The organism is Actinotignum urinale DSM 15805 (genome assembly GCF_000420445.1).
GTDB lineage: Bacteria > Actinomycetota > Actinomycetes > Actinomycetales > Actinomycetaceae > Actinotignum > Actinotignum urinale.
Genome location: NZ_ATUY01000017.1, coordinates 1 through 13,008, shown reverse-complemented (window position 1 = coordinate 13,008; position 13,008 = coordinate 1). Strand labels below are relative to the sequence as shown.

The following is a 13,008-nucleotide window of genomic DNA, read 5'->3' as shown; positions in this document are numbered from 1 at the left end:
AGCGATCACGGGTCACAATACACAAGCATTAAATACAGTGAACGCCTGGCAACAGCCGGTATCAAATCATCGACCGGAACTGTTGGTGATTCTTACGATAACGCCCTAGCAGAAACCGTAAATGGTTTATACAAGACCGAGTTGATCTACTCTCGCGCCTGGCGCTCGTGTAGCGAGGTCGAGTGGGCAACCCTGAACTGGGTGTACTGGTGGAACAACCACCGCCTCCACGAATCCCTAGGCTACGCTACCCCAGAGGAGATTATCGCAAGCTATAATCAACACCGGGTCAGTCAACTGACCCCCGTATAAGAAGCGGAACAAAACCCAGTACGCTTCAGTATCCCGTTTTCGCGCATAGCGAGGAGAACGCCAACCTCAACGCGAAATGGTTACACCCTGAAATACTTGTTACATGAGCGAAATCGATTCAGCGGATATGGGGCCATGGTTAAACCCTGAACAACTTGAGTTTGTTCGCAGGAAAGTTCCCATGATTTATGTGGATATTGTTCCCGTACGTATTGATGAAACAGGCAGGCTTCAGGCAATCGGCATGCTACTTAGTGCAGATTCTGAAGGCATTACCCGCGAATTCCCCTCCGGGCGTATTCTTTTCCACGAACCTATTCGCGACGCGATGATGCGCCACATTGATAAGGAACTTGGGCTTATGGCGATTGCTCAGTTGCCGGCAAATCTCACGCCCTTCACCGTCGAAGAATATTTCCCCACTCTGGAACCGGATGCCGGATATTATGATCCGCGCCAGCACCGCGTGGATTTGGGATATATTGTGCCAATTCAGGGGGAAGCAAATCCGGGGACGGATGCGCTTGAATTTTCATGGTTCACGCCCGGCGAGGCTCGCACGCCCGAGCTTCAAGCTGAACTAACACCAGGGCACGCGGTCCTCTTGCGTAAAGCCCTCGCCCACCTCGGCGAACTGCGTTAACGTTTTTATATACGACGAAAACTACGCTCTATGCAATACACGCATGTAGCACATGTAGCGTATGTTTCACACAAGGCGATGGCACGCAACACTCGGCACATACGGCAAGCTCGCAATGCTTCGCATCTGAGTGGAACGCGCATGTTGAACGCGCATGTTGAACGCGCATATGGAACGCGCACAACGCAACACTATGTGAGGCGGGGAATCCCGAGCTTAGGGAACATACGTAACACCCAGCATTTTCGCCACATACGGGGCGAGTGCGCGGAAGGCTTTCCCGCGATGGGATATGGAGTCTTTTTCATCGGCCGTAAGCTCCGCATTTGTCCGCGTTTCGCCGCCGACAACGAAAATCGGATCATATCCGAAACCACCCTGCCCACGTTCCTCAGTAATAATATGCCCATCCATATATTCTGTGACGGCAACCGCGTCCCCAATAGGCGCAATAGCAACCGCGGCGCATGCAAAACGTGCCTTACGCTGTTCTGGCTCGCAATCCTGGAGTTGCGCCAAAAGTAATTCGCGGTTTGCCACGTCATCCCCGTGTTTACCCGCCCATCGTGCGGAAAAAATGCCAGGCGCGCCGTGAAGAGCCTCGACTTCTAGCCCCGAATCATCCGCAATCGTGACCTCGCCACATATTTTTGCCACAGCTTCCGCTTTAATCACAGAATTTTCGACGAATGTTGTCCCGTTTTCCTTCGCTTCCGGCGCATCTAATTCGCGAGCACTGACGAACTGAACGCCGGGAAGATGCGGGGAAAGAATCGCCTGGATTTCGTCGACTTTGTGGGTGTTGTGGGTGGCAACGACGACGGTTGGTTGAGGCAAATTTTTTTGCGTCGCGCGCAGATTGCTCTGCATACCGGACGTAAAATCTTGCGTCGCGGGCATAAGACTCTCAGCTTGTGCCGTGGCATCATGCGCTATCACATCCGGCGCCGTCGCTCTCACGTCCCCAGCGCTTGGGCTATGTTGTTCCCAACCACTTCCTTCGCTTCTGTCAATGTGTACGTGTTCGATATGCGCCGGTGTTTCATTATTGAGAACGGATTGTTGAAGCTGGGCGAGGTAACGGTTACCTTGCGTGGCAAGGTCTAGCAATGTGGAAAGTTCTTCGCGTGAAAATGGGTTTCCTTCTGCGGTTCCTTGAACTTCAACGAGCCCGCCACTGCCCACAGCAACAATATTCATATCTGTGTCGGCTCGGCTATCTTCTTCGTAGGGCAGGTCGAGAACGGGAACTCCGTCCACAATCCCCACGGATACTGCGGATACGGAGTCTTTGAGAACCTTAGCGTGTGGCGGAATAATTCCCTGTTCTTTCGCCCATGCGATGGCGTCCGCCAGGGCAACGTATGCGCCCGTGATGGATGCGGTTCGTGTACCGCCGTCTGCCTGGAGCACATCGCAATCGAGCGTAATCATGTTTTCGCCAAGTTCGTTCAAATCCACTACGGCTCGTAAACTCCTGCCAATAAGGCGAGAAATTTCGTGGGTGCGTCCCCCGATTTTACCCTTCACCGATTCGCGTGGTGAGCGTGAATCCGTAGCGCGTGGCAACATTGCGTATTCGGCGGTTACCCAGCCACGGCCACTTCCTTTCAACCAACGCGGAACATTGTCCTCGAATGATGCGTTGCATAGAACCGTCGTATTTCCGTAGCTAACGAGAACATTTCCTTCACCTGTGGAAAATGCGTGGCGGATAATTTTAACAGGCCGCATCTCATTAACAGCGCGTCCATCTTGACGTTGAAATTCACTCATACCCTCAAGGATACAACCTGCCACACCACTACTGTGGCACCTCAACGCTCAACGCTCAACGCTCAACGCTCAACGCCAATGACGTTAGATTTTGTAGGCGTCCCCTGCTTTGACGACGAAAATAGGGCCGTCGTACTCCTCGCTTGCAGCTTTTTTCACCCTGTGTGGATCCGTCCACGGCGGTAAATGGGTGAGGAAGAGTGAACTAACTCCCGCATCTTTCGCAAGTTTCCCGGCGCGTGAACCTGTTAAATGAACTCCGCGTACCGTATCGCGTCCGTCTTCATACGCCGCTTCGCACAGTAACACATCGGCACCGATGGATGCATCTAAGAGGCCTTGGCAAGTATCTGTATCGCCAGAGAAGGTAAGAGTAACCGTTTTTTCTGGATCGTTTTCCGAGGGTGCGGTAATTCTGTAGCAGAGGGCGTCAATGGTGTGGCGCGCTTCAAAAGCCTCCACATGTATAGGGCCAATATCGAAAGAATCCCCCGGCATAACCGTTACGAAATCGTAGACGTCTGTAAAATTGCTATCATCTTCTCCGCCGTCGAGCTGACGCATACGTTCTTGCCCATCTCCGGGCGTATAGAGCGGTATTTGCGGGAGCGGACCTGCCGGTAACCATTTGCGATACACCTGCATACCGATAATGTCTCCGCAGTGGTCGATATGGAAGTGGCTAATCATTATGGCGTCAATAATGGCCGGATCTACGTAGCGTAACAGGTATCCCATTGCTCCGGAGCCGAAATCCATAATGACAGAGTATTCACGTGGGTGCCCCTGCTCATCAACCCCGTTGGCTTGGATAAGGTAGGCGGATGCCGGTGAGGCAGACCCTGCCATTGAGCCACTACAGCCGATAATCGTCAATCTCATGAAAGCAGTTCTTTCGCGCTGCGGGTTTGCCCAACTATCGGCCCTAAGAAGCGCCGAGCAAGTTGACCAAATCCCTTAGGATTTCCTGTTGCAAAAAATTCACGGGTAGGTTCTGCCCTATCCGCAAACAAATCTCGTGTGGCTAACTCTCGATATACATCACGCGCAGTTTCGTCGGCGGAGGATACGAGGGCAACACCGCTTCCCATCGTATAAGAAATAACGCCGGAAAGTAGAGGGTAATGTGTGCAACCGAGCACTAATGTATCAACATCGGCGTCGCGGAAATCCGCCAAATACTCTTCAGCAACGGCTTGCGCCTGCGCTCCGGCCGTGATGCCTTCCTCAACAAGTTCGACAAATTTCGGGCAGGCTTTCGTCGTCAATTCTATCTGCGGAGCAGCCGTGAAGGAATCTTGATACGATCCGGAGTTAATCGTCGCCTGAGTGGCAATCACCCCAACTTTCCCGTTTTTCGTTGTCCTTACCGCGCGTCGAACGGCTGGGCGGATAACTTCAACAACGGGGATACCCATCTCCAGTTCGAAGCGTTGCCTGGCGTCCGCGAGTGCCGCAGATGTGGCGCTGTTGCAGGCAATAACGAGCATTTTCACACCGGAATTCACGAGTTTTCCCATAATGTCCATGGAATATCTACGAACGTCCTCTATAGGTTTTGTTCCATAGGGACTGTGTGCAGTGTCACCAATATAAGTGATGTTTTCGTGCGGTAATTGATCAATAATTGCTCGCGCTACGGTGAGCCCGCCTACACCGGAATCAAAAATGCCAATAGGCCTGTTATCCATCACTTCTCCCGTAGTGCACACCACTTTTCTGGCGAAAGCCACTTTATGCGTGTGCGAACTTAATACTTCCTCACGCTTACTGTACCTATCGAACCTTCACGCTCGTTTTGCAATTCACGTAGGGACGCAACATTCGTTAGTTATGAACGATCACACGAACTTCTGAATCATACCACCAGTTTGCCAGACCCCTCAGTAATATATGCCTCTAGGGGTATGATTTTTATATGAACTCTTACTCTTCTTCACTTCTCACTGACATGTATGAACTGACGATGATTGATGCCGCCCTAAAGTCGGGTAAAGCATCACGCAAAGCAGTTTTCGAAGCATTTGCGCGTCGCCTCCCGGGTGGGCGCCGTTACGGTGTTGTTGCCGGCACAGGGCGTCTGCTCGACGAATTAGCTAACTTCCGTTTCACCGACACCGATATTGAATACCTTCTTGAAAATAACGTTATTTCGCCAGAAACAAGCGACTGGTTCGCCAATTATTCCTTCACTGGTGATTTATGGGGATACATGGAAGGCGAATGTTACTTCCCAGGCTCCCCTATTTTGACAGCAATAGGCAATTTCGCAGAATGTTGCATTATTGAAACACTTGCACTTTCTATTTTGAACTATGATTCTGCCGTCGCAACCGCTGCTTCGCGCATGACAATCGCAGCTCACGGCAGGCCTTGCGCTGATTTCGGGGCCCGTCGTACACACGAAAAATCAGCTCTCGCAGCTGCCCGCGCAGCATATATCGCCGGTTTTTCTGCAACCTCGGATCTTGAAGCTGGGCGCCAATACGGCATCCCTGTAACGGGAACCTCCGCACACTCCTTCACCCTTCTTCACGACAGCGAAGAAGAAGCCTTCCGCGCACAAATCGCCGCGATGGGTGCCAATACAACGCTTCTTGTTGATACGTACGACGTTGAACGTGGCGTTGAACGTGCCGTTGCCGCAGCGAAAGCCGCCGGAGGAACCCTTGGTGCCGTACGTATTGACTCAGGCGATTTAATTGCTCACGCTTTTAAGACGCGCGAACAGCTTAACGCCTTGAAAAGCTCGGAAACGAAGATTACGGTAACGAACGATCTCGATGAGTTTTCTATCGCTGCTCTTGGTGCGGCTCCGGTTGACGCTTATGGCGTAGGGACGCGCCTTGTGACGGGATCCGGTGTCCCGACGGCTCAGATGGTGTACAAACTTGTTGAACGTGAAGGCGCCGACGGCACCATGCATGAAGTTGCGAAGGCCTCGAAGAACAAGCATTCTATCGGCGGTTTGAAGGTTGCGGGACGAACCGAGGCTGATGGGCGTGCAACAGGCGAAATTATTGTAGCTGCCGAGAGTTTCGAAAAGGGTTTGGAGTACGTGAAGAAACAGGGCGCACGCCCGCTCCAAGTCAAGCTCATTGATGGTGGCGTTATTAACGATAAGTATCGAGGACGCGCTGTTCTTGAAAGTGCTCGCAATCGCCACCAGGATTCACGAAATGCGCTTCCGTATAGTGGCTGGCGTCTATCGCCAGGCGAGCCGGTGTTTATTCCCCAAATGATAGACATTCACGAGTAATAACAAGGCGCGCGCAACAAGATTAACTTGTTCGTCGAACAAGCAATCTATTTGCGCCCAACAAACCAGTTACGCAAGCGGGCGATACGTTTTTCAATATCGTCGGCACTCGCACGCGGAACTTCAGGGCCACCACACACATTACGCAGTTCCGTGTGGATTAGAGCATGCGGTTTTCCGGTGCGTTGTGCCCATGCGGAAACCAGTTGGGATAGTTCTTTGCGGGCTTTGCGTCTGCGTTGAATATCGTCCGGTGTCCTGGGGGCCGTGGAGCGTTGCATTGCAGATTTCTTGGATTGTTCGGCTTGGCGTTGACGCAGAAGCATAGTTACCTGTTCGGGTTCCAACAACCCGGGGATTCCTAAAAAGTCCGCTTCTTCGTCGCTACCCACCTGGGCGGCCATGCCGAATTCGCCACCATCAAATAACGCGCGGTCGAAACTCGCCCCGGATTCTAAGGCTTGGAAACCCGGAAGGGCGAGTTGTTCTTCCACCTTTTCTTCCCTGTTTGCCTGCGCGATAAGATCCTCATCCCACCCCTCGGGTACGGATTGTTTCGAAATCGCGTGGTCGCGTTCTTTTTCCATATCCGCAGCCAATTCAAGTAATTGGGGCACTGAGGGTAGGAATACGGTTGCTGTTTCACCGCGTCTGCGTGCGCGCACAAAACGTCCGATTGCCTGGGCAAAAAACAGTGGCGTTGACGCTGAGGTCGCATACACTCCGACCGCGAGGCGTGGAACGTCCACACCTTCCGACACCATGCGTACAGCCACCATCCATCGCGCGGTAGATTCGGCAAATTCGCCAATTTTATCGTTCGCACCCGCGTCGTCGGAAAGGACGACGGTTGGTTCTTCTCCGCTAACGTCACGAAGAATTGTGGCGTAGGCGCGTGCGTCTTTTTGGTTGGAGGCGATTACCAGCCCGCCCGAATCCGGTATGGATTTACGCACTACGCTCAACCGTGCATCTGCCGCTGACAGCACTTCCCCTATCCATTCGCCTTCTGGGTTAAGTGCCGTCCGCCATGCCTGCGCAGTCATATCTTTAGATAACGGTTCACCGAGTTGCGCAGCCATAACATCGCCCTGTTTTGATTGCCAACGCATCTGCCCAGAATAGCTGAGGAACATAACGGGGCGGACAACGCCGTCGTGTAGGGCCTGCGAATAACCGTACGTGTAGTCAGCACGTGAACGCATGTTTCCGTAACCGTCGGGTTCGTATGTGACGAAAGGTATGGGCGAGGTATCGGAACGGAAAGGCGTTCCTGTGAGGGAAAGTCGTCGTACTGCGGGTGTGAAAGCTTCGCGGATCCCGTCTCCCCAGGATAGTGCGTCCCCTCCGTGATGGATTTCGTCGAGAATGACGAAAGTTTTACGCGCCGAAGTGCGTTGTTTGTGAAGTCTCGGGTTGGCTGCGACCTGCGCATATGTGACGCACACGCCTATAAAGTGGCTTCCTTCCATCACCTGTGCGTTGGTGAAATCGGGGTCGAGCTGTATGCCAACGCGCGCGGCTGCCTGTGCCCACTGTGTTTTCAAATGTTCTGTTGGGCAGACGACGGTTATTGTTGCCACTTCCCCGCGGGAGAGCATCTCTACGGCGACGCGCAAGGCAAATGTTGTTTTTCCGGCTCCCGGTGTCGCCACCGCGAGGAAATCTGGGGAAGATGTGCGCAGGTAGAGTTCAAGGGCTTCCGCTTGCCACGTGCGCAATGATGAAGTTGTTCCCCATGCCGCGCGCGCCGGAAAGGCTGGGGAAAGGTTTTCCACAGCGAAGAGCGATGGCGTTATTGGGGTGTTTCGCGGAAGGTTTCCGCTTCTCACTTCCCGCTTCCTGGAATATCATTCCCGAAGGGCCATTCGTTGCCCTGGTTGTTCATCTGTTTAAGGATTTCTGCGCATGTTGGACACACGGGGTATTTATCAGGGTTACGTGAAGGAATCCAAATTTTTCCGCATAGTGCGACGACGGGCTTGCCGTAGACGCTGGATTCGACCATTCGATCCTTGCGCACATAGTGGGCGAAACGTTCTTCGTCTCCCGGTGTGACCTGCTCTTCTGTTCTTTCAAGAACACCAACGGATTGTCCTGGTTGAGCTTGTGGCTCCAGTGGCGCGCCGGGTGTTTCTGGAGCGCCTAAGGGATCGGGATAAGAAGTACTCATGGGTGTATTGTAGGCAGCCTCCCGGCTGTTTCGTCAATCGCATTTTTCACACTTCTTAACACTCACACTCTGTGTTGCTGAGCTGTACTGGGTTTTCATAGAAGTGCTCCCCACCAGTAGGTGGCTGATTCCTCACTCCAACTTTGTGGAGCAGTTCAAAAAACCAGGAGGCTTTAATTCGCAAACAAAGAGTTATTGGCCAATGCACCCAAACAAAGGTCGCAGGCTTTCGCAAGAATACTAAAAGGACGCTGAATCAATATCAGCGTCCTTTTAGTTTACCTTAGAGACAACAACTAGTTGTTTGCAACAGCCTTCTTCAGGTGTGAACCGGCTGAAATCTTGACACCAAAACCTGCTGGAATCTGGATTTCTTCACCAGTGCGGGGATTACGTCCTTTGCGGGCGGCACGTTCGGTGCGTTCTACGGAAAGGAGACCTGTAATCTTCACGGCTTCGCCCTTAGCAAGCGAATCAACGAGCACTTCCTGAAGTGCGGCAATAGCTTTATCAGAATCGGACTTGGAAAGTCCGGAGCGTTCGGCAATAGCTCCGATGAGCTCAGTACGGTTAATAGACATACCTATACCTCTCGATTTATATACAAGTACATGGTTGCGAAAAACCATTACATGTTACACGTTAGCGGAAAAAAACAAATTTCGCTCATTAATCTTAACACTTATTCGTGTTGACATCGCCATATTGAAAAAAATTCCATGTTGTCGTAAGGGGCTTAAATTCGCGGTTTATAACGATTGTATAACTATTAAAGTGTTTATTTTTTCATTGGCGTTCTTACGTCTTGAGCGAGTATAATTTTATCTATATGCCCAAATTTAGAGATGCCACCATCTCTGAGTCCGGTTTTTATTGTTATCTAACTCTCAACCCTTAAAGGAACACTGTGAAAGCTATTGTCGCCTTTGCTAAAAAGTATTCGAAACTGCTCAAATCATTGTTCTACATTCTCATAATTGCCGGCGTTATTTTTGTTGCACACGGTCAGCTACAGGAACTTAGTGGCGCAAAGATGAAGGAAGTTTTATCTTCCACACCTCAAACAACACTGGGCGGACTTATCCTCCTTGGACTCCTCGCCTTCACGGCAACCGGACTATACGATATTTTTGCTGCCAAACATTTTGGCGTCGATATTTCCTTACGAAAATCCTTGAAAATCGGGTGGATTGCTCAGGCTTTCAATAATTTCGCAGGCCTCGGTGGCCTCACCGGCGGAACTATCCGCTCGCGTTATTATCGTCGTGAAGGTGCAGATTCGAAACAGGCACTCAACGCAACCGTCAGCGTATGGGCCGCAAACCTTCTTGGACTTTTCGTCATGCTCCTCGCAACCCTTCCTTTCGCCGCGAAGTACGACGGAAAATTCCTCATTGTCCCCATTCTTGCCTGTCTTTATATTCCTATTTATTTCCTGGCAGGCCGTTTCCACTGGAAAAAAATTGACCTACGCAACAGCGCTTTCGGGCTTCAAAACGTGCGTCAAAAGCTCCAAATGTCCACGGTATCGGTTGCCGAATGGCTGGCTGCCGCAGCGTTCTTCTGGTGCTGTACCAGCGTCTTTTTAGGCAAACCCGTCTCCTTCCTCGCAGCTGTTTTCGTGTATTCCACGGCAACACTCGTCGGACTTCTTACCTTTATCCCCGCGGGGCTGGGAACGTTTGACCTCACCGTCATCGCCTTTTTCCAGCACATGGGATACGACACTTCAAAACTGTTTCTCGCCATTATCGTCTACCGCATTACGTACTACGCAATCCCTTGGGTTTTCGCCACCATCTACTGGATGATTGAATTTACCGGACATCGCATCAATCTTCACGACGAAGACCGCCGCCACCGTATCATTATTATGATGCTTGCCATCGGCACCGCTATTCTCGGGATTATTTGTATTTTGGACGCATTTGCACCGACTCTCTATTCGCGTGTCCCCCTGTTGCGTATTATTCGCCCGCGTGGAATGACACATAGTTCTCGCCTAGCATCCATGATGTTGGGAATTATGCTGATTGTTCTTTCGCGTGGCATTAAGCAGCGTATTACCCGCGTGTACTACATGACGATTTCCGTCCTTATTCTCGCGGCTATTACCAGTGTTGCCCGTGGTTTTGATATGCAATCCATGGCGCTTCTCCTTATTTTTATTTTCTTGCTGTTCCTTGCCCGCGGTTCCTTCGATCGAGAACCTCTCCCCTTCAAATGGAAAACATTTATCCCGGCGTTGATTTTCATTATTGGGGTTCCTTTAGGCGTTTTCGCGTGGCGATACATCAAAATTGATACCCTGTACCACGCCTATCCATCCGGGCGTCCCTGGACAACAGTTCTCGTCTACACATTCCTTGTCTCCGCAATTGCTGGCGCCCTGACCTTCTCTCGTAGCAAGGCCCCACATTTTAAGGAACAGTTAAAGGACGACGTCGAAAAATACGAAAAATTCCTGTCCGATAATGAAGCTAACGGTGCCTTTACCCATCTCTATTATCTTGGCGATAAGGAAGTGTTCTATTCCAGCGACGGCAAGGCTGCGTTGCTCTACCGTCCCTACCGTTCAACCTTCCTCGTGTTGGGCGATCCGATTGGGCAAAAATATGCCTTCGACAACCTTTTTGAAGAGTTTGCAGAGTACGCGGATAGTTTCAGTTGCGGAATTTCCGTGTACGAAATTCATGGGGAGTATTTGAGTTCTTGCGCAAATATCGGTTTGAGTTTCGTAAAAATTGGTGAAGATGCGACGGTTGACCTCGCCACCTATTCAAATGTAGGTAACAAGGGTAAGGTGTTCCGGCGCATGAAGAACCGTATGGGTGAAAAAGGAACCCATTTTGAGGTTCACTTCCCGCCCTTCACACGCGATTTTATTAATGATTTGAAGGATGTTTCCGATCAGTGGTTAGGGAAACGTCAAGAAATGGCGTTTTCATTGGGTTATTTCGACGAAAACTATATCGGCCGTGCGCCCGTCGCAATTATTCGCGGTGAACGCATCGAAGGGTTTGCGACGATTATGCCTATGGCAAACGGAACTGCAAGTGTTGATTTGATGCGTATCCGCCCGGATGCTCCCGGTGGAACCATGGACGGCATTTTCGTCTCGCTCATTGAATGGGCACGCGAAAACGGATACAAGTTCTTTAATCTCGGCATGGCGCCCATGTCCAATACGGGAAATACGCGTTTTTCGCGTACTCGTGAACGTATTGTCCGCCTTGTCTATGATTTCGGCGATCGTATTTACAACTTTAAGGGTCTGCGTTCCTATAAAGAAAAGTTTAAGCCGAACTGGGATTCGCGTTATTTGGCGTACACTCGTGCCACAACCTTCGGCACCACGCTTTTCGGACTTCTTGACGCTATCCAGCAGCCCGACCGTTCAAAAGGTGCTATTCCTTTGGAATATGGATCTGCGCTCACGGAGCTGAAAACCTTAACGGATTCAGACGACGCGGAAAAACCTGCTCAGAAGCCCGAAAAAGAAGCCAAAAAGTCTAAGAGCAAGGTTCACAAGAGTAAGGCCGGAAATCCCATTCAGGCTATCAAGTAAGCAACTGCCCCCGGGTGTAACAACTTTGCACACCCGAAAACATACACGAAACATACACGTATTCGGTGTGCTCAATGTTTACGCACCAGGCACACCATGCACTGAATGTACTACAAGCAGATTGTGCTGATACTGCGCAGCAACCAATGCATATACGACGACGGCGGGGAGCCAAGTTCTTCCGAACCAGCCTCCCCGCCGACCAACTCTGTTTATATCAACAGATTATTGTCCTCACACGGCATTCATGCCTGAGCGGTAACTTCTGAGCCCTAAATAGCTACTTAACACTAGCTATTTTGACCCACCTGTACATTCGCGGAAGCACCCGCGTCTGTAGCCAGTGGCTTTACACTAACTTTTTTAACCCATCTGTACGTTCCCCAAATAACGAGGACGAAGAGAAGGATTCCTGCAATATCGGAGACAACGCCGAAACCTTCCGCTTTAATCGCCAACGCCGTATCTGTACCGGCCGCGGCAATAATACCTGCGTTAAGAACCCCGAACAGGGATTCACCCACAATAAGACCCGTCGCCAAGAGAACACCGAAACGCTTTGTCATTTCGGGATTCTTTGTCTTATTAGCCCACTTATCGTAGAAGAATCCAATGAAGGCACCGATGGGAATAATAATCGTCAAGGATGACGGCAGATACATACCCATACCGACAGCCAGCGGGGGCAATGCGGCACGTGTGGTGAGTTTAAGGACTTCGTCGATAATAATGATGACAACACCAACGCCAATACCAATGCACAGCTTATCCCAGGCGAGGCTACCGCCGAAAACGCCCTTAGCGAGAGCAGAAATCAAGGATGCCTGCGGAGCTGCCAACTGGCCCGGGTCGGTTCCGAAACCGAAGGCTTTTGCCATGAGGTCGAGAACCGGTGGAATAACGAGTGAACCGAAACCGACACCGATAACGAGAGCGACCTGCTGCTTCCACGGGGTTGCCCCAACGAGTGTACTGAACCCTGAAAGTTGGACGTTTATTTGTTCAGTTTTTAGGGTTAGGGGTGTTATGCGTTCTGATAGTTCGTTGTCGGTGGAGCAGCGGGCGGTGGCTGTTGATTTGTTTGAGGCGGGCTATGGCTCTCGAGCCACAGCCAGAAAACTTGGTTTGCCATTTCGGCCGGTGAATTCGCTTTATGACAGGTGGGTTCTTCATGGGAAAATGGTGCTTGTGACACGTGATACGAAAGCTGTTTACTCGTGGGAGTTCAAGCGCTCGATTGTCGCTCGTTTCCTTGCTGGAGAGACTGCGAGGCAGCT

The 13,008-nt window shown here is 51.1% G+C and carries 12 protein-coding genes and 1 pseudogene; 5 read left to right on the top strand and 8 right to left on the bottom strand.

Annotation, left to right across the window (positions count from 1 at the left end; genetic code table 11):
- A partial coding sequence (locus G445_RS11290) for an IS3 family transposase (RefSeq protein WP_022867114.1) occupies window positions 1–312 on the top strand: 312 nt, incomplete at its 5' end.
- 103 nt (window positions 313–415) lie between these two features.
- The gene (locus tag G445_RS0108550) at window positions 416–955 is read left to right on the top strand and encodes a DUF4916 domain-containing protein (RefSeq protein WP_022867113.1); all 540 of its coding nucleotides are present in this window, start codon (window positions 416–418) and stop codon (window positions 953–955) included.
- A 216-nt stretch (window positions 956–1,171) separates the two neighbouring features.
- On the opposite strand, the gene rdgB is transcribed toward G445_RS0108550, so the two are convergent.
- The 4 genes and pseudogenes from rdgB to murI form a co-directional block, all read right to left on the bottom strand.
- The gene (gene rdgB / locus G445_RS11830) at window positions 1,172–1,825 is read right to left on the bottom strand and encodes an RdgB/HAM1 family non-canonical purine NTP pyrophosphatase (RefSeq protein WP_211210524.1); all 654 of its coding nucleotides are present in this window, start codon (window positions 1,823–1,825) and stop codon (window positions 1,172–1,174) included.
- Between the two features lie 177 nt (window positions 1,826–2,002).
- Window positions 2,003–2,731 (bottom strand): annotated as a pseudogene (gene rph / locus G445_RS11825) (ribonuclease PH); the annotation flags it as partial.
- A gap of 84 nt (window positions 2,732–2,815) precedes the next feature.
- The gene (locus G445_RS0108540; protein WP_022867111.1) at window positions 2,816–3,613 is read right to left on the bottom strand and encodes an MBL fold metallo-hydrolase; all 798 of its coding nucleotides are present in this window, start codon (window positions 3,611–3,613) and stop codon (window positions 2,816–2,818) included.
- A complete protein-coding gene (gene murI / locus G445_RS0108535; protein WP_022867110.1) occupies window positions 3,610–4,422 on the bottom strand; it encodes a glutamate racemase in 813 nt (270 codons plus the stop codon). Before murI ends, G445_RS0108540 begins: the two co-directional genes overlap by 4 nt.
- A gap of 227 nt (window positions 4,423–4,649) precedes the next feature.
- Between murI and G445_RS0108530 the strand changes: the two genes are divergently transcribed.
- Window positions 4,650–5,990, top strand: a complete 1,341-nt coding sequence (locus G445_RS0108530) for a nicotinate phosphoribosyltransferase (RefSeq protein WP_022867109.1) — start codon at window positions 4,650–4,652, stop codon at window positions 5,988–5,990.
- A 47-nt stretch (window positions 5,991–6,037) separates the two neighbouring features.
- Here G445_RS0108530 and G445_RS0108525 read toward each other — a convergent pair whose 3' ends face one another.
- The 3 genes from G445_RS0108525 to G445_RS0108515 form a co-directional block, all read right to left on the bottom strand.
- Window positions 6,038–7,822: a DEAD/DEAH box helicase gene (locus G445_RS0108525; RefSeq protein ID WP_022867108.1), complete on the bottom strand. Its 1,785-nt coding sequence runs from the start codon at window positions 7,820–7,822 to the stop codon at window positions 6,038–6,040.
- A complete protein-coding gene (locus G445_RS0108520) occupies window positions 7,819–8,163 on the bottom strand; it encodes a DUF3039 domain-containing protein (RefSeq protein WP_022867107.1) in 345 nt (114 codons plus the stop codon). The genes G445_RS0108525 and G445_RS0108520 overlap by 4 nt, the downstream gene beginning before the upstream one ends.
- 296 nt (window positions 8,164–8,459) lie before the next feature.
- Window positions 8,460–8,744, bottom strand: a complete 285-nt coding sequence (locus tag G445_RS0108515; protein ID WP_022867106.1) for an HU family DNA-binding protein — start codon at window positions 8,742–8,744, stop codon at window positions 8,460–8,462.
- 326 nt (window positions 8,745–9,070) lie between these two features.
- Between G445_RS0108515 and mprF the strand changes: the two genes are divergently transcribed.
- The gene (mprF, locus tag G445_RS10595) at window positions 9,071–11,731 is read left to right on the top strand and encodes a bifunctional lysylphosphatidylglycerol flippase/synthetase MprF (RefSeq protein ID WP_022867105.1); all 2,661 of its coding nucleotides are present in this window, start codon (window positions 9,071–9,073) and stop codon (window positions 11,729–11,731) included.
- A 290-nt stretch (window positions 11,732–12,021) separates the two neighbouring features.
- On the opposite strand, the gene G445_RS10590 is transcribed toward mprF, so the two are convergent.
- The gene (locus G445_RS10590; RefSeq protein ID WP_306718365.1) at window positions 12,022–12,729 is read right to left on the bottom strand and encodes an OPT family oligopeptide transporter; all 708 of its coding nucleotides are present in this window, start codon (window positions 12,727–12,729) and stop codon (window positions 12,022–12,024) included.
- A gap of 28 nt (window positions 12,730–12,757) precedes the next feature.
- On the opposite strand from G445_RS10590, the gene G445_RS10585 reads away from it, so the two are divergent.
- Window positions 12,758–13,008: hypothetical protein (locus G445_RS10585; protein ID WP_026421053.1), on the top strand; the 251-nt coding region annotated here is incomplete at its 3' end.